Origin of the sequence: Qipengyuania mesophila (assembly GCF_019711655.1) — a bacterium.
In the GTDB taxonomy this organism is placed as follows: Bacteria; Pseudomonadota; Alphaproteobacteria; order Sphingomonadales; family Sphingomonadaceae; genus Qipengyuania; species Qipengyuania mesophila.
This window is the reverse complement of the sequence record NZ_JAIGNU010000004.1, coordinates 81,504-104,655: the sequence shown is the minus strand read 5'-3', so window position 1 is coordinate 104,655 and position 23,152 is coordinate 81,504. Positions and strand designations below refer to the sequence as shown.

Genomic DNA, 23,152 nt, shown 5'->3' with positions numbered 1-23,152 from the left:
TCTCTTACCTGCTAGCGGGCGCTTCGTCATGAGCAACTATTCGTCCGATCTCCTGCGCCTGCTCGAAGAGCGCGGCTACATTCACCAGGTCACCGACGCCGCGGGCCTCGACGCGCTCGCAGCCAAGCAGGTTGTGCCCGGCTATATCGGCTTCGATGCGACCGCGCCTTCGCTCCATGTCGGCAGCCTCGTCCAGATCATGATGCTGCGCCGGCTCCAGCAGGCGGGCCACAAGCCGATCGTGGTGATGGGCGGCGGCACGACCAAGGTCGGCGATCCGAGCGGCAAGGACGAGAGCCGCAAGATGCTCACGTCGGAGGATATCGCGGCAAATATCGCCGGCATCCGCGAGGTCTTCGAGCGCCTGCTGACCTTCGGCGACGGGCCCACCGACGCGGTGATGGTCGACAATGACGAATGGCTCAGCCAACTCGGTTACATCGAGCTGCTGCGCGATGTCGGCCCGCACTTCACCATCAACCGCATGTTGACCTTCGATTCGGTCAAGCTGCGGCTCGATCGCGAACAGCCGCTGACTTTCCTCGAGTTCAACTACATGATCCTGCAGGCCTACGATTTCCGCGAGCTGGCACAGCGCTATGGTTGCCGCCTGCAGATGGGCGGCAGCGACCAGTGGGGCAATATCGTCAACGGGATGGAACTCGCCCGCCGCATGGACGGCAGCGAGCTCTTCGGCCTGACCACGCCGCTGCTGACCACTGCCGACGGCGCCAAGATGGGCAAGACCGCTGCGGGCGCAGTGTGGCTCAACGAGGCGCAGCTGCCGAACTACGATTTCTGGCAATACTGGCGCAATGTCGACGACCGCGATGTCGGTCGCTTCCTCCGCCTGTTCACCGACCTCTCGCTCGAAGAGATCGCGCGGCTCGAAGCACTCGAAGGCGCCGAGATCAATCGCGCCAAGACGGTCCTTGCCTCCGAGGTAACCAAACTCGTTCGGGGTGAGGAAGCAGCGGGACTTGCCGAACGAACCGCAGCCGAGACCTTCGCTGGCGGCGGCGCGGGGGAAGACCTTCCCTCGCTGGCAGTGGGTGATGAGGGAATGCGCATCGGCGCGGTTCTCACCGCGCTCGGTTTCACCGCCTCCAACGGCGAAGCCAAGCGCAAGCTGGCCGAGGGCGCGGTCAAGCTGGACGGCGAAACGATCACCGATCCGGGCTTTCTCGTCAGCATCACGGCGGAAGACGAAGCCAAGCTCAGCCTGGGCAAGAAGAAGCACGCGATTCTGCGTCGCTGACACATGCCAAGCGGCAGGATTTGTTGGCGAAACCGGTTTCGGGTTTACCATTTGGCAGCCTTTTGCGGGCATAGGAATCAACCTAACTGCATCGTTGCAAAAGGATCGCCAGAATGGCTGTCGGAGCCCAACTCAGCGTAACCGACCAGCGGCGGATGGCGCGTCACCCGGTAGACCATCCGGTGATTGCCGAGCATTTCGGCAAGGGTGACGTGCGGCTGCACATCGCCAATATTTCCGCCAACGGCTTCATGATCGACAATGCCGACGGCGTCGGCCGCGGCGAACGCGTGATTGTGCGCCTCCCGGTCATCGGCCGGATCGAGGCCTATTGCATCTGGACGCGCGACAATCGCGCCGGCTTCCAGTTTGAACGGATCATCCGCATCGACGATTTCGTCGCCATGATCGACACGCTCCAGCCCAACCCGCGGCTACGCAAACAGCGCTAGTCCCCAAAGCCTTCTTCTAGAACGACAAGCAGGCCCGTCTTCACAAGCGAAGGCGGGCCTGCCATGCGTCCGGCGTGACCGAAACCGAGACACCCTCATCCGGATCCTCGCCGCTCAGGATCGCCAATTTCCGTGCCTATTGGCTCAGCCGGCTGACGATGACGCTGGCGCAATATGCGATGATGCTGATCATCGGCTGGCAGACCTACAACATCGCCCGCGACAGCGGGCTGGGGGTCGCCGCAGCCTCGGGCCAGCTGGCGCTGATCGGCCTGCTGCAATTCGTGCCTCTGTTCCTGCTGACGCCCTTCTCGGGCTGGGCCGCGGATCATTTCGACCGCCGCACAATCGCACGCCTGACCGTGATCGCGCAATTCGGCTGTGCCGCGGTGCTGGCATGGCTGACCGCGAGCGGCAACCTCACCCTCCCTGCCCTCTTCGGCGTCGCCATCGTGCTCGGCGTGGTGCGCGCGTTCAACGGCCCCGCCCTGTCGGCGCTTGCCCCCAACCTCGTCCCCAAGGCGATCCTTCCCAACGCCATCGCGCTGTCGAGCATTGCGTGGCAGGTGGGCATGATCGTGGGGCCTGCGATCGGCGGCTACACCCACGCGATCCTCCCCGCCCTGCCCTATGTCGTCGCCTGCGCGCTGTTCGCGGTGGCGCTGACCGCGCTGTCTTTCATCGGCAGGGTGCCGCAGCCGCCGCGCGAAGCCAACAAGCGTCCGATCCACCAGATGGTTGAGGGGCTGCGCTATGTCGTGCGCAACAAGATGGTCCTTGGCGCAATCACGCTCGATCTCTTCGCCGTCTTTCTTGCCGGGGCGACCGCGCTGTTCCCGGTTTTCGCGCGTGACATCCTCGAGGTCGGCGAGACCGGCCTCGCGCAGCTCGCCATGGCTCCCGCGGTCGGCGCCGCGTTGACCGCCCTATGGTTCAGCTTCCGCCCGCTGAAGACCAATGTCGGCCCCAAGATGCTCGGCGCGGTCGCGCTCTTCGGCTTCGCCACCGTCGTCTTCGGCTTGTCGACCTGGATGCCGCTCAGCCTCGCCATGCTGTTCATCGTCGGCGCGGCGGACATGTTCAGCGTTTATATCCGCCAGTCGCTGATCCAGCTGCACACGCCCGACGACAAGCGCGGCCGCGTGTCGTCGGTCAGCCTGCTGACGATCAGCGCCTCGAACGAGTTCGGCGATTTCTTCTCGGGCAGCCTCGCCTATCTCGTCGGCCCGGTGCTGGCCGTAGTCGGCGGCGGCGCGGGGGCGATCGTAACCGTCGTCGTCTGGGCGCGGATATTCCCTGTCCTGCGGACGACCCGGACCTTTGACCCTCCCGAAGAATTGATAGACACTCCCCCCGAAGAGACATTGCAGGAGCAGATGCCATGAAAGCCGACTCCGTCCTCGCCACCATCGGCGGCACCCCGCACATCCGCCTCGCCCGCCTGTTCCCCGACCACGAGGTCTGGGTGAAGAGCGAGCGCGCCAACCCAGGCGGTTCGATCAAGGACCGTATCGGCCTCGCCATGATCGAGGATGCCGAGAAGGCGGGCAAGCTCAAGCCCGGCGGCACGATCATCGAGCCGACCAGCGGCAACACCGGAATCGGACTGGCGATGACCGCCGCGGTCAAAGGCTACAAGCTCGTCCTGGTTATGCCCGAAAGCATGAGCGTGGAGCGTCGCCGGCTGATGCTCGCCTATGGCGCGAGCTTCGACCTGACGCCCAAGGAAAAGGGCATGAAGGGAGCGATCGAGCGCGCGCAGGAGCTGGTCGAGCAGACCGAGGGCGCGTGGATGCCGAGCCAGTTCGACAACGAAAGCAACTGGAAGGTCCATGCGCGCACCACCGCGCAGGAAATCCTCGACGACTTCGCCGATACGCCGATCGATGCACTCATCACCGGCGTCGGCACCGGCGGCCACCTTACCGGCTGTGCCGAAGTGCTCAAGAAGAGCTGGCCCGACATGAAGGCCTGGGGCGTCGAGCCCGAACTCTCGCCCGTCATCAGTGGCGGCCAGCCCGGCCCGCACCCGATCCAGGGCATCGGCGCGGGGTTCATTCCCGGCAACCTCCACACCGACGTCATCGAAGGCGCGATCCAGGTCGATGCGGCGGACGCCAAGGAAATGGCGCGCCAGTGCGCGGTGAAGGAGGGCCTGCTCGTAGGCATCTCGAGCGGCGCGACGCTGGCGGCGATCAAGAAGAAGCTCGCCGACCTGCCCGCCGGTTCGCGCGTGCTCGGCTTCAACTACGACACCGGCGAGCGCTATCTTTCGGTGCCCGACTTCCTGCCCGAGTGATGGAGTTCGACAAGGTCGGATATGCCGATGGCGCGGTTGAGCTGACTGCTCTCCACGCGCGACCTAGGGGCACGCCCCGCGCCGCGGTTGCGATCTTTCCGACCTTCATGAATTCCACTCCCGGCGTCGAGGCCAAGGCGCGGCTTCTGGTCGAGGCAGGCTATGCCGTGCTGATCGGCGATTTCTACGGTCCCGAAGCCCCCGCGGATTTCGAAGAGGCCTTCATCGCCATGGGCCGGCTCCGCGCTGACCCGCAGGCGATGCGAAATCGGTTGCGCGCGACGATCGACCTGCTCCGTGAACTCGAACCCGGCCTGCCGCAGCTGGCAATCGGATTCTGTCTCGGCGGGATGGCGGTGCTCGAAATGGCGCGCGACGGACAGGAACTCGCCGCCGTCGTCAGCTTCCACGGGCTGCTCGAAACCGGCCTGCCCGCCGACAAGCCGATCCCGGCGCGGATCCTCGTCTGCCACGGCGATGCCGATGCACTCGTCCCGCGCACCCAGGTGACCGGCTTCTGGAAGGAAATGGACGCGGTCCAGGCCGACTGGCATTTCCACAGCTATTCCGGGGTGGAGCACGGATTCACCAATCCACGCATGCTCGATGGATCGCCCAACCCGGCTTACGACGCCAGCGCCGACCGCCAGAGCTGGGCGGCGATGCATGCCATGTTCGACGAACTGCTCGGCTGAAACGAAAAGGCCCGAGCCGAAACCCGGGCCTTTCAATTTCTAGAAGGTCGAAACCTTACGCAGCCGTAGCGAATGCCTCTTCGCCCAACGCCATCATGCTGTCGCTGCCCGCTTCGAGCTTGCGGCGCAGCGCGCCGGCGTCGGGCAGGAAACGGTCCATGTAGTAGCGCGCGGTGGCGAGCTTGGCTTCGTAGAACGCCTTGTCTTCGGTGCCGTCGGCAAGCGCCGCCTGGGCGACCTTGGCCATGCGCAACCACATCCAGCCCAACGTCACGATGCCCATGATGTGCATGTAGTGATGCGCGCCCGCGCCGAGATTGTTGGGGTTCTGCATCGCATTGTTCATGAACCACATGGTCGCGGCCTGCTGCTGGCCGAGCGCCTTCTCCAGCGCCTCGGCGAGCGGACGGAGCTCTTCGTCACCCTTGGCCGCTGCGATGTCCTCGCCCACTGCCTTGAAGAAGGCCTGGATCGCCGCGCCGCCCTTGCTGGCGAGCTTGCGGCCGCACAGGTCCATCGCCTGCACGCCATTGGTGCCTTCGTAGATCTGGGCGATACGGGCATCGCGGACGAACTGACTCATGCCCCATTCCTCGATGTAGCCGTGCCCGCCGAAGACCTGCTGCATGTTGGTGGCGACTTCATAGCCCTTGTCGGTGCCGTAGCCCTTGATGACCGGGGTCAGCAGCCCGATCATCGCGTCGGCTTCGGCGCGTTCTTCCTCGGTCTGCGCCTTGTGGGTCAGATCGACCAGCAGGGCACCCCACAGGCACAGCGCGCGCATGCCTTCGGTGAAGGCCTTGGCGTCCATCAGCATGCGGCGCACGTCGGGGTGAACGAAGATCGGGTCGGCCTGCGCTTCCGGATCGGCCGGGCCGGTCAACGCGCGGCCCTGGCGGCGGTCGAGCGCATAGGCGACCGCATTCTGGTACGCGACTTCGGCCTGGCTGAGCCCTTGGATGCCGACACCGAGGCGCGCAGCGTTCATCATGATGAACATGGCGGCGAGCCCCTTGTTCTCCTCGCCGACCATCCAGCCCGTCGCGCCATCGTAGTTGAGCACGCAGGTGGAGTTCGCGTGGATGCCCATCTTGTGCTCGATCGAACCGCACATCACGCCGTTGCGTTCGCCCGGGTTGCCGTCCTCATCGACGAGGAACTTGGGCACCACGAAGAGCGAGATACCCTTGGTGCTGTCAGGCGCACCTGGCGTCTTGGCGAGCACGAGGTGGATGATATTGTCGCTCATGTCGTGCTCGCCGGCCGAGATGAAGATCTTGGTGCCGGTGATCGCATAGGAGCCGTCGCCATTGGGCACGGCCTTGGTGCGGATCATGCCGAGATCGGTGCCGCAATGCGGCTCGGTCAGGTTCATGGTGCCGGTCCACTCGTTCGACACCATCTTGGGCAGGTACATTTCCTTCTGTTCCTGGCTACCCTTGGCGATCAGCGCCGAGATCGCGCCATTGGTAAGGCCGGGATACATGCCGAACGCCTGGTTGGCGGAGGAGATGAATTCCTCCATCACGAAGCCGAGCACGTGCGGCAGCCCCTGCCCGCCGAATTCCTCGGGTTGGGCAAGCGTGCCCCAGCCCGCTTCGCGGAACTTGTCGAAGGCGTCCTTGAAGCCCTTGGGCGTGGTGACCGAGCCATCCTCGTTGCGCGTGCACCCTTCCTGGTCGCCCGGCAGGTTCAGCGGGGCGAGGACCTCCGAACAGAACTTGCCGCCTTCGTTGATCACCGCATCGGTAACGTCGGCGCTCGCCATCTCGAAGCCCGGCAGATTGCCGTAGCTGGCGAGGTCGAGCAGCTCGTTGACGATGAAACGGGTGTCGCGGGTCGGCGCGGTATAGCTGGGCATCTGCGTGTCCTTGGGTCTGGGTTTGGCCGGCATTTCGCCGGTGGGAGGCTAGTCAGTCGGAATCGAAGTTTTCGATGTGGTCGATGAATTCGGTGAGTTCGTGAATCGAACTGTCGATGTCGTCGCGCTGTTCCTTGAGCTTGGCGACATGCGCCTTGCATTTCTCGACCGTGACACGGCGCTGTTCGACGCGGCCGTCACCGAGGTCGTAGAGGTCGATCATCTCGCGGATTTCGGTGAGCGAGAACCCGACGTTCTTGGCGCGCATGATCCAGGCGAGCCGAGCACGGTCGCGCTTGGAATAGATTCGCGTCAGGCCGATCCGTGACGGTGCGATCAGCCCCTCGTCCTCGTAGAACCGGAGCGCGCGGGCGGTGCAGCCGAACTCGCTCGTCAGGTCCGAGATCGAATATTGCTCGCGGCCGAGCTCATCGGGGCGCTCGATATGGGCACCGGCATGGCGGCGGTCGCCATTCTCGGCGGGAAAGTCCTTGGGCAGCGGCTTGGTCATGCGCTGCACATAATCGCACGTTTACGTAAGCGTCAAGTCTTGACGGGTTGGAGAACACCGTCGTCAAGCCGGCGATAGAAACAGCTCGGCGCACCCGTGTGGCAGGTCGGGCCCGCCGGTCGGCAGATCAGCAGCAGCGCATCCTGATCGCAATCGACGCGGATTTCCTCGACTACGAGGACGTGGCCCGAGCTCTCGCCCTTCTTCCAGAGCTTGCCGCGCGACCGCGAATGGAAATGGGCTAAACCGGTCTCGCGCGTGGCGGCGAGCGCCTCGGCATCCATGAAACCAAGCATCAATACCTCGCGAGTCTCGTGATGGACGACGATCGCGCTCAGCAGGCCCTTGTCGTCGAACTTGGGCATGAATCTCGTTCCCGCCTCGCGCTCGTTCTCGTCACTCACGATATTACCCTTCGCCTCGAACCTGGCGGCCACACTTGTTGCAAGATAACCACAAAGTCGACCCAAAATCGGGCGGTCCTGCAAATGGTTGTTTGTTCGAGACGCCATTTAAGCGACACATGCCTCCGCAGGCACGTGAAGCCTGCCCACCGGAGCAGGTGCCAACAGAGCGCCAGGTTCAGGGGGTCACGGATCCGCTGCCGCGATCGAGGGTTTACGCGGCGCATCCGGTAACGATGAGGGATGGACCCATGGTGCATGCTGGGGGGCTGCACCGACGCCGAAAGGCAGGTCCGGTTAAATTCGTCACGTGGCGCCCGGGATCGCAAGGTCCCGGGCGTTTCGTTTTCGGTTCAGGCATCGCGTGCCTCGTCTAGCACCCTTGCAAAGCAGGCGATGGTCACGCTGGCCGCACCGCCACGCTTGAGCGCGCGAACGCAGCTGTCGGTGGTCGCCCCGCTGGTCAGCACGTCGTCGACCAGCACGATGTCGCGGCCATCGACGAGCTTCGCTCGGCGCGCATTCAGCGCGATCGCTCCCGATAGCGCCCGTGTTCGTGCCTTCCGGCCCAGCCCGCCGAGCGCGGGCGTCGGCTTGGGCCTGACCAGCGCGTCGACGCTGAGCTTTCCATACCCCAGCGCCTGCAGTTCGCGGGCCAGCAGTGCCGCCTGGTTGAAACCGCGTCGCCACAGGCGCCAGCGATGGAGCGGGACGGGGACGATCAGGCACTCGGCATCCGCTGCAGGCAATCGCGCGGCGATCAGGCGGGCCAGCATCGGCGCCAGGGCGATCCGGCGACCGTGCTTGAAGGCAAGGACCAGCTGGCGCGAAACGTCTGTGTAGAGCGTGCCCGCGGCGATCCCGTCGTGCCGTGGCGGCCGGGCGAGGCAGAGCGCGCAGATCGCCCCCGCCCTCGGACCGCTGTCGCCGAAGGGGCGCTGGCAGGAGGCGCAACTTGGCTCGCCGGGGATCACCAGCCCTTCCCAGCAGCCGGCGCACAAGCCGCCCTGCTCGGCCACGCCGCCGCCGCATGCGGGGCACCGCGGCGGATAGACGAAGTCCACCAGCGGCGCGAGGCTCGTGGCGAGGAAGCGGCTTGTCGACACCTTCGCAGGCTGCACCGCTTGCACCGCACTGGCAAGCGCGGCAGGGGCAATGCGATGGCTAATCCCGCCCCGCCCCGCATCTTCTCGCGCCGCCGTCGCACCGCCGGGCTGCGCCGGGCTCGGGTCCGCCAGGCGCATCGCAATGCGGCCCGCTACATCCTCGACGACATGGTCGAGGACGTGCTCGACCGGCTCGAATTCGTCCGCATGAACCCGCAGCGCGTGCTCGTTATCGGCGACTGGACCGGGACGCTCGCGCTGTCGCTGCGCGGCGCCGGGGCGCAGGTCGAGGAGGAGGATGTCGCGACGCTCGACGAGGAATCGCCGATCGTCGGGGCGCCCTACGATCTCGTGGTCAGCCTCGCCTCGCTCGACCGGGTCAACGACCTGCCCGGTGCGCTGCTTCATATCCGCAACGCACTGGCCGAGGGCGGGATGATGATCGCCAGCTTCCTCGGCGCGGGCAGCCTACCCAATCTGCGCCGGGCAATGTTGGCGGCGGAGCCCGACCGACCGGCGGCGCGAATGCATCCGCTGGTCGACAACCAGGCCGCGGCTGCGCTGCTGCAGCGCGCGCTGTTCAAACGCCAGGTGGTCGACAGCCGGACGCTGACGGTCTCCTTCGGCTCGCTCGACCGGCTGGTCTCCGACTTGCGCGACCAGGGTCTCGGCAGCGCGCTGGCGAGCGCCCCGCCGCCGCTCGGCAAGGCCGCGCTCGAACGCGCCGAAACCGCCTTCCGCAAGACCGCCAACACAAAGGGCCGGGTCCTCGAAAGCTTCGAGATCCTGACGCTAACCGGCTGGAATGACTAGCGCAGGCTTGCCTGTGCCGCCGCGAGCCGCGCGATCGGCACACGGTAGGGCGAAGCGCTGACGTAATCGAGCCCGGTCGCCTCGCAGAAGGCGATGCTCGCTGGGTCGCCGCCATGTTCGCCGCAGATCCCGAGCTTGAGCCCGTCGCGCGTCGCCCGGCCCCGCTCGGCGGCGAGCTCGACCAGCTGACCGACCCCGTCGACATCGAGGCTGACGAAGGGATCGCGCGCGAAAATGCCCTTGTCGACATAGGTCGTCAGGAAGCGCCCGGCATCGTCGCGGCTCACCCCGAGCGTGGTCTGTGTGAGGTCGTTGGTGCCGAAGCTGAAGAACTCGCCGACCTCGGCGATCTCGCCCGCCATCAGCGCGGCGCGCGGCAGTTCGATCATCGTCCCGACGAGATATTCGAGCGTGGTGCCGGTGGCCGCGAAGACCTCCTGCGCGACGCGGTCGACCACGTCCTTGAGCAATTCGAGCTCGCGCCGCGTCGCCACCAGCGGGATCATGATCTCGGGCACCGGCGCCTCGCCGCTGCCCTGCGCCACCTGGCAGGCGGCTTCGAAGATCGCGCGCGCCTGCATCTCGTAGATCTCGGGATAGGTGATCCCAAGGCGGCAACCGCGATGGCCGAGCATGGGGTTGAATTCGTGCAATTCGCCCGCGCGGCGACGCAGCTTCTCGATCGGGACCCCGGTCGCCTCGGCCAGATCCTCGAATTCGCCGTCGCCATGCGGCAGGAATTCGTGGAGCGGTGGGTCGAGCAGGCGGATCGTGCAGGGCAGCCCGGCCATCACCTCGAAGATGGTGACGAAATCGCTGCGCTGTTCGGGCAGCAGCTTGTCGAGCGCGGCGCGGCGGCCCTTCTCGCTGTCGGCAAGGATCATCTCGCGCACCGCGCTGATCCGGCCCGCGTCGAAGAACATGTGCTCGGTGCGGCACAGCCCGATGCCCTCGGCCCCGAACTGGCGTGCCATGCGGCATTCGGTCTCGGTCTCGGCATTGGTGCGCACGCGCATGCGGCGATGCTTGTCGGCCCATTCCATCAGCGTGCCGAAATCGCCCGCGAGCTCGGGCTCGATGGTCGCGACCTCGCCCGCCATCACCTGGCCGTTGGCGCCGTCGATGGTGATGACATCGCCTTCCGAAAGCTCGCGATTGCCGATCGTTAGCGTTCGCCCTTCGCGCGAAATCGAGACCTGCGAGGCACCCGAGACGCAGGGACGACCCATGCCGCGCGCGACCACGGCCGCGTGGCTGGTCATGCCGCCGCGCGCGGTCAGTATGCCGGTGGCCGCGTGCATGCCGTGGATGTCCTCGGGGCTGGTCTCAACGCGGACGAGGATGACCTTCTCGCCCCGCCCCGCCCAAGTCTCGGCGGTGTCGGCATCGAGCACGATCTTGCCGCTCGCCGCACCGGGCGACGCCGGAAGCCCGGTGGTCAGCACGTCGCGCGGCGCATCGGGATCGAGCGTCGGGTGGAGCAGCTGGTCGAGCGCCATCGGATCGACGCGCAGGATCGCGGTCTTCTCGTCGATCAGCCCCTCGCCGACCATGTCGACCGCCATCTTGAGCGCGGCCTTGGCGGTGCGCTTGCCGTTGCGCGTCTGGAGCAACCACAGCGTGCCCTGCTGTACGGTGAACTCGATGTCCTGCATGTCGGTGTAATGCCGCTCAAGCAGGTCGAACAGGCGCGCGAGCTCGGCGAAAGCCTCGGGCATCGCCTCTTCCATGCTCGGCTTGTCGGCACCCGCCGCCTCGCGCCGCGCCTTGGTGAGGTATTGCGGCGTGCGGATGCCCGCGACCACGTCCTCGCCCTGTGCATTCACCAGCCATTCGCCGTAATAGGCCTTCTCGCCGGTCGAGGGGTCGCGGGTGAAGGCGACGCCGGTGGCGCTGGTATCGCCCATGTTTCCGAACACCATCGCCTGTACGTTGACGGCGGTGCCCATGTCGTGCGGGATGTCGTTGAGGCGGCGGTAGATCTTGGCGCGTTCGGTATCCCAGCTGTCGAAGACTGCGGCGATCGCACCCCACAGCTGTTCGACCGGGTCCTGCGGGAACGGCGTGCCCAGCTCCTGCTCGACGATCGCCTTGTATTCGGCGACCAGAGCCTTCCATTCCTCGGCGCTCAGTTCGGTATCGGCGTAATAGCCCTGCTCTTCCTTGGCGATTTCGAGCGCTTCCTCGAACAGGCCGTGATCGACGCCGAGCACCACGTCGCCATACATCTGAATGAAGCGGCGGTAGCTGTCCCAGGCGAAGCGTTCGTCGCCGCTGGTCTGCGCCAGGCCCTTCACGGTCTCGTCGTTGAGGCCGAGGTTGAGGACGGTGTCCATCATCCCGGGCATGGAGATCGCCGCGCCCGAACGGACCGAGACGAGCAGCGGGTCGGCGGCATCGCCGAAGCCCTTGCCGACGGTTTTCTCGACATGCTTCAGCGCCGCGGCGACGTCGCCACGCAGCTTGTCGGAGAAATCCGAGCCGCCCGCGAGATACTTCAGGCATTCCTCGGTCGCGATGGTGAAGCCCGGGGGGACCGGGAGGCCGATGCTCGCCATTTCGGCCAGGTTGGCACCCTTGCCGCCGGTAACGGTCTTGTCCTTCTGCCGTGCATTCGTATGCGGCGCATCGCCGCCGAAGGTGAAGACCGTATCGTTCATCGTGTCCCTTCCGGGGTGACGAAGGTTACACCCCGTCACCCGATCAAAATCTTACAAGCCGCTGATTTCCATCACCTTTGCGTAAGGTGACGGACAGTGGCGCGGGCGCGAAATCAGCCCTCGATGCGGCTGAAATCGGCCACTTTGTGCACTGCAGCACGGAAGGCCGCAAGCAGGTCGAGCCGGTTTGCCCGCTTCATTTCTTCATCCGCGTTTACCGTCACTTCTTCGAAGAAGCGGTCGATCGGTGCGCGCAGCGATGCGAGCGCCGCCATAGCGCCGGAGAAGTCTTCCGCCTCAATGGCTCGCGCAGCTGCCGGTTCCGATTGCGCCAGCGCATCCATCAGAGCCTTTTCGGCCGGCTCGGGCGTGTAGGAAAGCTGTTTCGCATGGCGCTCGGCCATCTTCGCGTCGATCACCGCCTTCATGTCGGGATCGTCGACCAGTGCCAGCGGGTCTTCCTCGCCGGTACGGGCAATTTCACCCTCGACGCCGAGCCAGTCTTCCTTCTTGAGGATATTGGCGGCGCGCTTGTAGCCGGCGAGCAGGTTGGCGCCGTCTTCGGTAGCTAGAAAATCCTGCAACGCGACGGATGATGCGATGGCGATCTTTACGTTGAAGCCAACATCGCCCTCGGGAATTACGGCATCTACAAGGTCGTGCCTACGACCCTCGGACTTTAGGATTTGCCTAAGCCGATCCACAAAGAAGGCGTTCAAACCATAGATAGGACGCCATGTTCGACCGGAAGCGTCATCTTCCGAAATGTCATGTGATCCCTGATAGATCGCAGATTTGATCGCATCGAAAATGTTGAAATCTAGGTCATTCTCTCGGATGAGCGAGAGTACTCCCAATGCAGCTCGGCGAAGCGCAAAGGGATCCTTCGACCCGGTTGGGGTTTCTTCGATTGCGAAGAAACGACCCAAGTTATCCAGCTTGTCCGCCAAGCTCACCGCCACCGTGACCGGCGCTGTCGGGACTTCGTCGCCCTGCCCAACCGGCTTGTAGTGATCGCGGATCGCGTCGGCGACCGCATCGGGCAGGCCCTCCGCGCGGGCGTAATAGCCACCCATAAGGCCCTGCAGTTCGGGAAACTCCCCAACCATTTCGGTGACGAGGTCGGCCTTTGCGAGGCGCGCGGCCTGCTCGGCCCAGTCCGCCAGCTGCTCCTTCGTCACCCCGGCCCCCGAGCCGGGGTTGTGCTTGTCTTCTGCGGCGCCGGAGGAAGCACCACCCCGGATCAAGTCCGGGGTGACGATATTCTCTTCGACCAGCCAGCGCGCCAGCTTGGCGACGCGGTCGACCTTGTCGGCGACGGTGCCCAGCTTTTCGTGGAAAGTGATGCGCTCGAGCCCCTTGGCGTGTTCGGCGAGGGTCTTCTTGCGGTCGACGTCCCAGAAGAAGCGGGCATCGGACAGGCGCGCGGCGAGGACCTTGCGGTTGCCGTCGACCACGCGCGCGCCGCCATCCTCCGCCGCGATATTGGCGGTGCAGATGAAGGCGTTGGCGAGCTCGCCCTTGTCGTTTTCGCAGACGAAATACTTCTGGTTCACGCGCGCGGTGAGCTGGATCGTCTCGGGCGGGACCTCGAGGAAATCCTCCTCGAAGCGGCCGAGCAGCGGCACGGGCCATTCGGTGAGGCCGGCATTCTCGATCACCAGCCCCTCGTCCTCGACCAGCGTGAGACCGGCTTCGGAGGCGACCTTGGCCGCGCCGGCGCGGATCAGGTCCTGCCGTTCCGCGTGGTCGACGATGACATGGCCCGCGCGCAGCTTCATCGCGTAATCGTCGGCATTGCCGATGGTGATGTCGCCCGAATGGTGGAAACGATGACCGAGCGTGACCGAGCCCGAGGTGACGCCGTGCACCTCGCATTCGACCACTTCGTCACCCAGCAGCGCGACGATGCCCGACAGCGGGCGCACCCAGCGCAGGGACTCGGTGCTGATCGAGGCGGCGCCCCACCGCATCGATTTCGGCCAGCTGAAGTCGCGGACGATCGCCGGGATCGCCTCGGCGAGGAGGTCCACGGTCGCCTTGCCCGGCTTCTCGATCACCGCGAACCAGGTGTTCCGGCCCTTCACGTCGCGCAATTCGAGCTGCTCGCGCGTGACGCCGTTCTTGCGGCAGAAACCGTCGATCGCGGCATCGGGCGCGCCTTCGGGCGGGCCCTTGGCTTCCTCGCTCACCGCCTCGGTGGCCTGCGGCAGGCCGCGCGCGATCAGCGCGAGACGGCGCGGGGTCGACCAGACAGTGATGTCGCCGACCGACACGCCGGCGGCTTCCATCTCGCGGCGGAACAGCTTTTCGAGCTCGGCGCGCGCTCCCGCCTGCATGCGGGCGGGGATTTCTTCGCTGCGCAGTTCGAGAAGGAAGTCAGACATTGGCTGCCTCCCCAGCAAACATCCGCTCAGCCTGAGCCTGTCGAAGGCCACGCGCTGGGCAAGCCTCCTGCCTATGCTTCGACAAGCTCAGCATGAGCGGGTGTGGTGCGAGGGCGTTCATTTCGACCACTCCGGATATTTTGCGGCCCAGGCGGGCGCTTCCTTGGCCATATGCGCTTCGCAGGCGCCGCGCGCGAGGTCGCGGACGCGGCCCATGTAGCTGGCGCGTTCCTGCACGCTGATGACGCCGCGCGCCTGCAGCAGGTTGAAGATGTGGCTCGCCTCGACCGCCTGCTCGTAGGCGGCGATCGGGACATTGGCATCGAGCGCGTTGCGGCACTCGGCCTCGGCCTTGTTGAACAGGTCGAACAGCGCATCGGTCTCGGCAACCTCGAAGTTCCACTTCGACATCTGCTTCTCGTTCTCGAGGAAGACGTCGCCATAGCTCACGCCGCGATCGTTGAAGGCGAGGTCGTAGACGTTGTCGACGCCCTGGATATACATCGCCAAGCGTTCGAGCCCGTAGGTCAGCTCGCCCGCGACCGGCTTGCAGTCGAAGCCGCCCATCTGCTGGAAATAGGTGAACTGGGTGACTTCCATCCCGTCGCACCAGACCTCCCAGCCCAGACCCCAGGCGCCGAGCGTGGGGCTTTCCCAGTCGTCCTCGACGAAGCGGATATCGTGCTTCAAGGGATCGATCCCGATGACGCGCAGGCTCTCGAGATAGAGGTCCTGGATGTTCGCCGGGCTCGGCTTCAGGATCACCTGGTACTGGTAATAGTGCTGCAGGCGGTTGGGATTCTCGCCATAGCGGCCGTCGGTCGGGCGGCGGCAGGGCTGGACGAAGGCGGCGTTCCACGGCTCGGGGCCGAGCGCGCGCAGGGTGGTCGCGGTGTGGAAGGTGCCGGCGCCCATGCGCATGTCGTAGGGCTGCAGGATGAGGCACCCCTGCGCGCTCCAGAAATCGTGCAGCGCAAGGATCATGTCCTGGAAGGAATTTTGCGGGTTGCGGTCCATGGCGGCGGGCAATGGCGCAAGCGCGAAACGGGGTCAATCCTGAGGAAGCGGGAAGGCCCATGACACGGAAACATGACTTTTAGTAAAGGTTATTTGACATTGGAAAGCTTGCTTGACATAGGGTGCGGGCCGCTGACCCCCGTCGGCGCCGAAATCACTGCTGACAAATCCGTCGGCACCAGTAAGGAACCCAGTTCATGAAAATCTCCGCCACCCACTTCGCCTGGCTGCCCGCCGTCGCGCTGCTGCTGCAGGGATGCGCCGCGTCGTCTGAGGGCGAGCTGGCGTCCGCCCCCGCGCCCGAAATCGCCCAACCGCAGCCGGCCGAGCGCGCGGGCCCCGCGCTGTGGAAGGTCGCCGACGAAGACACCACGATCTACCTCTTCGGGACGGTGCACGCGCTGCCCAAGGGCACCGAATGGTACGGCGGCCCGATCGAGAACGCCCTCTCCGGAGCGGACGAACTGATCACCGAAATCCCCGCCTCGGCGGCGCAGGACCCGGCGGCGCAGCAGATGGTCATGAGCAAGGCCATGCTACCTGAGGGCGAGACCCTTCGCGACCAGCTCAGCGACACAGATCGCGCGAGCTACGAAGCGGCGCTGGGCGCGCTCGGCATGCCCCCGGCGGCGTTCGACCCCTTCGAGCCCTGGTTCGCCGGCATGAATCTCGGTGTCCTTCCACTGATGAAGGAAGGCTATTCCGCCGAAAGCGGCGTCGAGGCGATGATCGAGAAGCTCGCCCCGGCCGATGCCAAGCGCGCCGGGCTCGAATCGCTCGACGACCAGATCAACCTCTTCGACGGACTGCCCGAGGATTCGCAGATCGCCTTCATGATGGTCGCCGCCGACAATATCGACCAGATCGTCCCGCTGATGAAGCGCATGGTCGCCGAGTGGATGGAAGGCGACGCAGACGGCCTCGCCGAGCTGATGAACCAGGGACTGACCGACCAGGTACTGGCCGATGCGCTGCTCTATGATCGCAACGCCCGCTGGGCCGACTGGATCGACACGCGGCTCGACACCCCCGGCACGGTCTTCCTCGCGGTCGGCGCGGGTCATCTCGCCGGTTCGCGCAGCGTGCAGGACTATCTCGCCAGTCGCGGCCTCACCGTGACGCGCGTGCAGTAATTGTCCCGCTGGCGGTCAGGCAGAAATCCAATCTTGCCAAGCGCTTCAAACAATGCAGGGAAGCGAGCGTGACCGCCCGCTCGCTCTCCTCGCTCTGCCTCGCGCTGGTGCTGCTGCTCACCGCCTGCGGCAAGCAGGCCGACGATGCCAAGCCTGAAGGCCCCTACCCCGCACTGTGGGAAATCACCGACAGCAAGGGTGCGGTCGAAGGCTGGATGTTCGGCACGATCCATGCCCTGCCCGACAACACAAAATGGCGCTCGCCCAAGCTCGACGGCATCCTCGGAAAGGCCGACATGCTCGTGGTCGAGGTCGCCAATCTCGAGGACAGTGCCGAGCTTTCGAAGATTTTCGAGCAGATGGCCTTCGACCGCCCCGCCGGTCCGATCGCGCAGCGGATCGATCCCGAGCTGACCGACGAATTCGAAACGCTGCTGGTCAGGGCCAAGGTCCGCCGCGCCTATTTCGATCCGATGGAAAGCTGGGCCGCAGCGCTGGCCCTGGCGCAGGTGGCGCAATCGGCCAAGTCCGAAAACGGTGCCGACCGCGCCTTGCTGGCGGCCTTCGACAAGCGCGAGGTGGTCGAGCTGGAGGGCGCCCGCGCGCAGCTCGAAATCTTCGACTCCCTGCCCGAAACCGAGCAGCGCGACCTGCTCAACGCGGTGCTCAAGGAATCGCGCGATTACGAAGACGGGATCGGCACGCTCGCCAAGGCCTGGCTGGCGGGCGATACCGACCAGCTCGAGCAGCTCACCCGGCGCGGGATCCTGGCCGATCCCGAACTTGTCCAGGCCCTGCTCGTCGATCGCAATGCCAGCTGGGCGGCGCAGATCGAGAACCTCCTCTCGGCCCGCGAGAAGCCGCTGATCGCAGTCGGCGCCGGGCATCTGCTCGGCGAAGCGGGCCTCCCCGCCATGCTCGCGGCGCGCGGATACAAGGTCCGCCGCATCGAATAGAGCACGCGCTCTTCGCGCTTGCTTTTCCCGCGCATCCTGCTAGGCGCGCGCCTCCGGCACCATGGTCATCCCTGGAGGCGTGGTGGACCGGGTAACCAATATGCATTCGAAAGGTAAGTGACATGAGCGACGCTCTGACCCTGCCGGCCGAGACGCGCGAACGGGCTGGCAAGGGAGCCTCCCGTGCACTGCGTCGCGATGGCCGTGTCCCCGCCGTGATCTATGGCGGCAAGGAAGAACCCACCCTGATTCACGTGGAAGAGAAGGAACTGGTCCGTCAGCTGATGACCGGTCACTTCATGAACTCGATCGTCGAGATCGAAGTGGGCGGCAAGAAGCTGCGCACGCTTCCCAAGGACGTCGCCCTGCACCCCGTCAACGACCGCCCCGAGCACGTCGACTTCCTGCGTCTGTCGAAGAACGCCAAGGTCGAAGTCAGCGTCCCGGTCGTGTTCACCAACGAAGAAGCCTCGCCGGGTCTCAAGAAGGGCGGCGTGCTGAACATCGTCCGTCACGAGCTCGAACTGGTCTGCGAAGCCGACAAAATCCCGAGCGAGATCGAAATCGACGTCACCGGCAAGGCGGTCGGCGATTCGATCCACATCAGCGAAGTGACCCTGCCCAAGGGCAGCGAGAGCGCGATCACCGATCGCGACTTCACCATCGCCACGCTGGTCGCTCCCTCGGCGCTCAAGAAGGCCGAAGGCGACACCACGCAAGAAGGTGAAACCGCTGCCGACGACGTCCCCGCCACCGAGCAGGACGCCGAGGAAGAAGCAGAAGGCGAAGGCGAAGGCGGCGAGGACTGATCCTTTCCACCTGCCGCTTCGGCATATACGAGACGCCGGCCCCCAGCGGGGCCGGCGTTTTGCTTTGGGAGAGCCGCGATGACCGATGCCCCGACCTATCTCGACGTCTCGCCGCAGGCAGGCGCGCGTTTTTTCGGCACCCCCGGCGACGGGCCGGTGGTCATGCTCAACCTGCTGCGCTTCCGCGCCCGCGCCGACTATGCCCATGCGCCCGATCTCGAACCCCAGGGCGGGGCGAGCGGCGCCGAGGCCTATGCCCGCTACATGGCGGAGCTCGATCCCCTGCTGGTGGCCAGCGGCGGCGAAGTGCTGTTCGCGGGCAAGGCCGATGCCTTCCTGATCGGGCCCGAGGACGAGAGCTGGGACTTCGCCATGCTGGTGAAGCAGGCGAGCAAGGCCAGCTTCCTGGCTTTCGCCTCCGACCCGGCTGCGCAGCGCATCACGCAGCATCGCACTGCGGCCGTGTGCGATTCTCGCCTACTGCCGCTGTGGCCGGGCGCCGCGCCCGCCTAGGGCTTGGGTTCACGGCAGACAGCAGCTAACAGCGCGCCATGCAAATCTGGACAGGCCTCGGAAACCCCGGACCGCAATATGCGATGCACCGGCACAATGTCGGCTTCATGGCGGTCGACGTGATTGCCCACATGTATGGTTTCGGCCCGGTGCAGAAGAAATTTTCGGGTTGGGTCCGCGAAGGCCGCATCGGCACGCAGAAAATCCTGCTGCTCAAGCCCGCGACCTTCATGAACGAGAGCGGCCGCGCGGTGGGCGAGGCATTGCGCTTCTACAAGCTCGAGCCCGACGCGCTGACCGTGTTCCACGACGAACTCGACCTCGCCCCGTTCAAGGTCAAGGTCCGCACCGGCGGCGGGCTCGCGGGGCACAACGGCCTGCGGTCGATTAGCCAGCACCTCGGCCCCGATTTCCGCCGCGTGCGCATCGGCATCGGCCACCCCGGATCGAAGGAGCGCGTCCACGGGCATGTGCTGGGCAATTACGCCAAGGCGGAAATGGACGATCTCGCCGACATGCTCGGTGCGATCGGCGCGGAGGCGGAATGGCTGGCGCGCGGCGACGATGCGCGTTTCATGAGCGAATATGCCCGCAGGATGCAGGACACGGTTTAACCGGCGCGATCTCCGATGTGCCAATCCGGTACGGTGGCTACGCCAGCACTGCACCGAGAAATTATCTCTATCATACAGCCGGTGTGTCATTCGGAGTCTCGATCATGCGCCTCGTCAATCTCGCACTCGCCACAGCTTCGCTCCTCGTCGCCGCCAGCTCGGCGTCGGCAATGACCAAGCCGCCGAGAGAACCCGGCGAGACTGCTGGAAGTGGCGGAACCGCCGTGCCCGAACCGGGCTCGTTCGCTATGATGGGCACGGGCCTTGCCGGGTATGGCGCCGCCGCTGCCCTCTATCGCCGCCGCAAGCGCAAGCAGAAGGGCTAAAGCAGCAGAGTCGCCAGTCCTAGAAACACGCCCATGCTGGCGACGTCGCTCATCGTTGTAAGGAAGATGCTCGATGCGGTCGCAGGATCGGCGCCGAGCCGCTTGAGCGTGAGCGGGATCAGCGCTCCGGCGATCCCGCTCACGGTGCAGGCAAGCACCATCGAGATCAGCACGACGATCCCGAACCAGACCGGGTCGGCCTCGCCCTGCATCAGCGCATAGGCGAACATTCCCGCGCCCGCGGTGACCCCGACGAGCAAGCCGTTGGCGAAGCCGAGCGTCCCTTCCTTGCGCACCAGATGGCGGGCGCTGTCGGCATTGACCTCGCCCAGCGTCATACCGCGCAAGGCCACGGCCAGCGCCTGGCACCCCGTATTGCCCGTCTGACCCGCCATCACGGGGAGGAAGACGGCGAGAATGACGAGCCGGCTGAGGGTGTCTTCGAACATGCCGACCACCGCCGCAGCCACGAAAGCGGTGAGCAGGTTCACCTGCAGCCAGGGATGGCGCAGCTTGAGGCTCGTCAGCAGCGGGGTGAACAGCCGTTCTTCCTTCTCGACACCGACCATTTCACCCGCTTGGGCAGACAGTTCGATGGCGCGATTGGCAAAGAGCTCGGCCCCCCGCACCAAACCGACGAGGCGGTAGTCGGCATCGACGATGGGATAGACCGGGAAATGCTTACGCAGTGCCGCCTTCAGCGCATCGCCGAGCGACATGTCGCGTTGGAGCGCGAAGGGATCCTTGATCATGATCTCCTCCAGCGTGGTCTCGGGCGTCGCAAGCAGCATCTCGCGCATCACCACGAGGCCGAGCAGGTGGTTCGCGCAATCGACCACATAGAGATAAGTGATGAAGGCTGCGCGAACCTGCTGGCGGAGGACCTCGGTCGCTTCGGCGACGGTGGTGGTGGGCGCGAATATGCCCACTGCGGGCTGCATCAGGCTGGCGACGGTATTCTCCGTCTTGCCGGCGCGGAGAAGCGCTTCTGCCCGCTCCTCGGCTTCGCTCAAAACCATGGTCGACATATGTGAAGGACCCCCGTTGACGATTCGTTCGCGACCCGGCCCTTTCTGTTATGCTTCACTATTAGAGCATTGCGGGGCGCAAGCAAAACACTTCCCGTGCTGGCAAAATCCGGACCTGCGCTGCATGCTGTCGCCGAGAGGAGAGAACCATGTCCGACCTGACCCGCCGCTCCCTGCTCGCCGGGGCCGCCGCCATCGGCGCACTCGCTTCGACGACACGGCTTGCTGCCAAGGATGTTCTGGACGCCGTGCCCGATCTGGCTGGCAAGGCGATCCTCATCACCGGTACCTCGTCGGGCTTCGGCCGACTGGCCAGCGAACATTTCGCCCGCTTTGGCGCGACCGTCTTCGCCACCATGCGCAACACACCGCGCCCCGAGGCCGAGGAACTGCGCCAACTGGCCCGCGACGAGAAGCTCGACATCCACGTGCTGCAGCTCGACGTGTTGCTCGACGATGAAGTGGCGCAGGCGGTTGCCGAAGCCGAGCGGATCGCCGGTCGCGGGCTCGACGTGCTGGTCAACAATGCCGGGGTCGGCATCACCGGCCCGGTCGAGGTGCAGGACATGGAAGCGACGAAGCTGGCCTTCGACACCAATGTCCTCGGCTACCATCGCCTCGCCCGCGCGGTGCTGCCCGGCATGCGCGCGCGCCAGCAGGGCCACATCTTCGCCGTCGCGAGCCAGCTCGGCCGCGTGATCGTCCCCTATGCCGGTCATTACTCGGCGACCAAATTCGCGGTCGAGGCGATGTTCGAGCAGCTCGCATACGAGCTCGTGCCGCACAATATCGGCGTGACCGTGATCGAGCCGGGCGGCTATCCGACCAAGGTCTGGGTCAACCGCAACCGCTATTCGCGGGAGCTGAAGGAACGGTCCTCGCCGCTCCATCTCGACGGCTATCCACAGGTGGTCGCGCGCATGGGAACCGAGGACGGTTCGGGCCGCAGCGCGGATCCGATGGACGTGCCGCGTGCGATGGCGAAGGTCCTCGGGATGGCGCCCGGCACGCGCCCCGTCCGCCTGCCGGTCAGCGGCGGGGCGATCCCGCAGGTGGCGATCAACGAGGTCTGCGCGAAGACGCAGGTGGGATGGCTCGGCGAAAGCGGCTACGGCCCGCTGATCAAGGCGGTGCACCACGTCTGACGCTCTGGCATTTCGCGCGGGGCGCGTCTAAGGCGCGCGCCACACATATTTTCCGGAGTTTCTGATGGGTTTCCGCTGCGGGATCGTCGGCCTGCCGAATGTCGGCAAGTCCACCCTGTTCAATGCACTGACCGAGACGCAGGCCGCGCAGGCCGCGAACTATCCCTTCTGCACGATCGAGCCGAACGTTGGCCAGGTGGCGGTGCCCGATACGCGGCTCGACCAGATCGCTGCGATCGCCGGCTCGGCCAAGATCATCCCGACGCAGCTCGCCTTCGTCGACATCGCCGGCCTGGTGAAGGGCGCGAGCAAGGGCGAAGGCCTCGGCAACCAGTTCCTCGGCAATATCCGCGAGGTCGACGCGATCGTCCACGTGCTGCGCTGCTTCGAGGACGACGACATCCAGCACGTCGCCAACAAGGTCGACCCGCTGGCCGATGCCGAAGTCGTCGAGACCGAACTGTTGCTCGCCGACCTCGAGAGCCTCGAAAAGCGCGTTCCCGCGGCGCAGAAGCGCGCCACCGGCGGCGACAAGGAAGCCAAGCTCACCGCTTCGGTGCTCGGCCAGGCGCTCGAGCTGCTGCGCGACGGCAAGCCCGCGCGGCTGACCGAGCCCAAGGACGAGGAGGAAGCGCGCGTCTTCCGCCAGGCGCAGCTGCTCACCGCCAAGCCGGTGCTCTATGTTTGCAACGTCGCCGAGGAAGACGCCGCCTCCGGCAATGCGCTGAGCGAGCAGGTCTTCGCCAAGGCCGCGGCCGAAGGCGCCGAGGCGGTGGTCGTCTCCGCCGCGATCGAAGCCGAACTGGTCGCCATGCCGGTCGAGGAGCGCGCCGAATTCCTCGCCGAGCTCGGACTCGATGAATCGGGGCTCAGCCGCGTCATCAAGGCGGGATACAAGCTGCTCGGCCTGCAGACCTTCTTCACCTGCGGCCCCAAGGAAGCGCGCGCATGGACCTTCCCCGCGGGCGCCAAGGCCCCGCAGGCGGCGGGCGAGATCCACACCGATTTCGAGCGCGGCTTTATTCGCGCTGAAACAATTGCCTTCGATGACTACGTCGCCCTCGGCGGCGAAAGCGGTGCGCGCGAAGCGGGCAAGCTGCGCCAGGAAGGCAAGGAATATCTCGTGCAGGACGGCGACGTCATGCTGTTCAAGTTCAACGTCTGA

22 protein-coding genes are annotated in these 23,152 nt (G+C 65.6%); 14 read left to right on the top strand and 8 right to left on the bottom strand.

Going from position 1 to position 23,152, the window contains the following annotated elements; genetic code table 11:
* The first annotated feature begins 28 nt into the window (after positions 1–28).
* From tyrS to K3181_RS14710, 5 genes are all read left to right on the top strand, one after another.
* On the top strand, positions 29–1,258 hold the full coding sequence (gene tyrS, locus K3181_RS14730) for a tyrosine--tRNA ligase (RefSeq protein ID WP_221603885.1): 1,230 nt from the start codon (positions 29–31) through the stop codon (positions 1,256–1,258).
* A gap of 113 nt (positions 1,259–1,371) precedes the next feature.
* Positions 1,372–1,710, top strand: coding sequence for a PilZ domain-containing protein (locus tag K3181_RS14725; RefSeq protein WP_221603884.1), 339 nt, complete (start codon positions 1,372–1,374; stop codon positions 1,708–1,710).
* A gap of 74 nt (positions 1,711–1,784) precedes the next feature.
* The gene (locus K3181_RS14720) at positions 1,785–3,095 is read left to right on the top strand and encodes an MFS transporter (RefSeq protein WP_221603883.1); all 1,311 of its coding nucleotides are present in this window, start codon (positions 1,785–1,787) and stop codon (positions 3,093–3,095) included.
* Complete coding sequence (gene cysK, locus K3181_RS14715) at positions 3,092–4,009, top strand: cysteine synthase A (protein ID WP_221603882.1); 918 nt, start codon at positions 3,092–3,094, stop codon at positions 4,007–4,009. The genes K3181_RS14720 and cysK overlap by 4 nt, the downstream gene beginning before the upstream one ends.
* Positions 4,009–4,704, top strand: a complete 696-nt coding sequence (locus K3181_RS14710) for a dienelactone hydrolase family protein (protein WP_221603881.1) — start codon at positions 4,009–4,011, stop codon at positions 4,702–4,704. The genes cysK and K3181_RS14710 overlap by 1 nt, the downstream gene beginning before the upstream one ends.
* 55 nt (positions 4,705–4,759) lie before the next feature.
* Here K3181_RS14710 and K3181_RS14705 read toward each other — a convergent pair whose 3' ends face one another.
* The 4 genes from K3181_RS14705 to K3181_RS14690 form a co-directional block, all read right to left on the bottom strand.
* On the bottom strand, positions 4,760–6,565 hold the full coding sequence (locus K3181_RS14705; protein WP_221603880.1) for an acyl-CoA dehydrogenase C-terminal domain-containing protein: 1,806 nt from the start codon (positions 6,563–6,565) through the stop codon (positions 4,760–4,762).
* 52 nt (positions 6,566–6,617) lie between these two features.
* On the bottom strand, positions 6,618–7,076 hold the full coding sequence (locus tag K3181_RS14700; protein WP_221603879.1) for a MerR family transcriptional regulator: 459 nt from the start codon (positions 7,074–7,076) through the stop codon (positions 6,618–6,620).
* A 32-nt stretch (positions 7,077–7,108) separates the two neighbouring features.
* On the bottom strand, positions 7,109–7,441 hold the full coding sequence (hisI, locus tag K3181_RS14695; RefSeq protein ID WP_247715190.1) for a phosphoribosyl-AMP cyclohydrolase: 333 nt from the start codon (positions 7,439–7,441) through the stop codon (positions 7,109–7,111).
* Positions 7,442–7,833: 392 nt separating this feature from the next.
* On the bottom strand, positions 7,834–8,586 hold the full coding sequence (locus K3181_RS14690) for a double zinc ribbon domain-containing protein (protein ID WP_345725516.1): 753 nt from the start codon (positions 8,584–8,586) through the stop codon (positions 7,834–7,836).
* A 54-nt stretch (positions 8,587–8,640) separates the two neighbouring features.
* On the opposite strand from K3181_RS14690, the gene K3181_RS14685 reads away from it, so the two are divergent.
* Entirely contained in the window at positions 8,641–9,399 is a 759-nt protein-coding gene (locus K3181_RS14685) for a class I SAM-dependent methyltransferase (protein ID WP_221603876.1), read from the top strand.
* Here K3181_RS14685 and ppdK read toward each other — a convergent pair.
* From ppdK to K3181_RS14670, 3 genes are all read right to left on the bottom strand, one after another.
* Complete coding sequence (ppdK, locus tag K3181_RS14680; RefSeq protein ID WP_221603875.1) at positions 9,396–12,059, bottom strand: pyruvate, phosphate dikinase; 2,664 nt, start codon at positions 12,057–12,059, stop codon at positions 9,396–9,398. The genes K3181_RS14685 and ppdK overlap by 4 nt on opposite strands.
* Before the next feature lie 113 nt (positions 12,060–12,172).
* Positions 12,173–14,446 carry a glycine--tRNA ligase subunit beta gene (gene glyS, locus K3181_RS14675; RefSeq protein WP_221603874.1) on the bottom strand — a complete coding sequence of 758 codons (2,274 nt, stop codon included), beginning with the start codon at positions 14,444–14,446 and terminating at the stop codon, positions 12,173–12,175.
* A gap of 117 nt (positions 14,447–14,563) precedes the next feature.
* A complete protein-coding gene (locus K3181_RS14670) occupies positions 14,564–15,463 on the bottom strand; it encodes a glycine--tRNA ligase subunit alpha (protein ID WP_221603873.1) in 900 nt (299 codons plus the stop codon).
* A gap of 197 nt (positions 15,464–15,660) precedes the next feature.
* Here K3181_RS14670 and K3181_RS14665 point away from each other — a divergent pair, with 197 nt between their 5' ends.
* The 6 genes from K3181_RS14665 (at position 15,661) to K3181_RS14640 (ending at position 19,814) form a co-directional block, all read left to right on the top strand.
* A complete protein-coding gene (locus K3181_RS14665; protein WP_221603872.1) occupies positions 15,661–16,596 on the top strand; it encodes a TraB/GumN family protein in 936 nt (311 codons plus the stop codon).
* Between the two features lie 68 nt (positions 16,597–16,664).
* The gene (locus K3181_RS14660; protein WP_221603871.1) at positions 16,665–17,552 is read left to right on the top strand and encodes a TraB/GumN family protein; all 888 of its coding nucleotides are present in this window, start codon (positions 16,665–16,667) and stop codon (positions 17,550–17,552) included.
* A gap of 122 nt (positions 17,553–17,674) precedes the next feature.
* Positions 17,675–18,361, top strand: coding sequence for a 50S ribosomal protein L25/general stress protein Ctc (locus K3181_RS14655; RefSeq protein ID WP_221603870.1), 687 nt, complete (start codon positions 17,675–17,677; stop codon positions 18,359–18,361).
* A gap of 78 nt (positions 18,362–18,439) precedes the next feature.
* Positions 18,440–18,874, top strand: a complete 435-nt coding sequence (locus tag K3181_RS14650; protein ID WP_221603869.1) for a DUF1330 domain-containing protein — start codon at positions 18,440–18,442, stop codon at positions 18,872–18,874.
* Between the two features lie 38 nt (positions 18,875–18,912).
* Positions 18,913–19,488 carry an aminoacyl-tRNA hydrolase gene (gene pth / locus K3181_RS14645; protein ID WP_221603868.1) on the top strand — a complete coding sequence of 192 codons (576 nt, stop codon included), beginning with the start codon at positions 18,913–18,915 and terminating at the stop codon, positions 19,486–19,488.
* A gap of 104 nt (positions 19,489–19,592) precedes the next feature.
* Positions 19,593–19,814, top strand: a complete 222-nt coding sequence (locus tag K3181_RS14640; RefSeq protein WP_221603867.1) for a PEP-CTERM sorting domain-containing protein — start codon at positions 19,593–19,595, stop codon at positions 19,812–19,814.
* Here the strand turns inward: K3181_RS14640 and K3181_RS14635 are convergent.
* A complete protein-coding gene (locus K3181_RS14635) occupies positions 19,811–20,833 on the bottom strand; it encodes a magnesium transporter (protein ID WP_221603866.1) in 1,023 nt (340 codons plus the stop codon). The two genes, K3181_RS14640 and K3181_RS14635, sit on opposite strands and share 4 nt — an antisense overlap.
* Positions 20,834–20,991: 158 nt before the next feature.
* Between K3181_RS14635 and K3181_RS14630 the strand changes: the two genes are divergently transcribed.
* Both K3181_RS14630 and ychF read left to right on the top strand, forming a co-directional pair.
* Positions 20,992–21,987, top strand: a complete 996-nt coding sequence (locus K3181_RS14630) for an SDR family oxidoreductase (protein WP_221603865.1) — start codon at positions 20,992–20,994, stop codon at positions 21,985–21,987.
* 64 nt (positions 21,988–22,051) lie between these two features.
* On the top strand, positions 22,052–23,152 hold the full coding sequence (gene ychF, locus K3181_RS14625) for a redox-regulated ATPase YchF (RefSeq protein WP_221603864.1): 1,101 nt from the start codon (positions 22,052–22,054) through the stop codon (positions 23,150–23,152).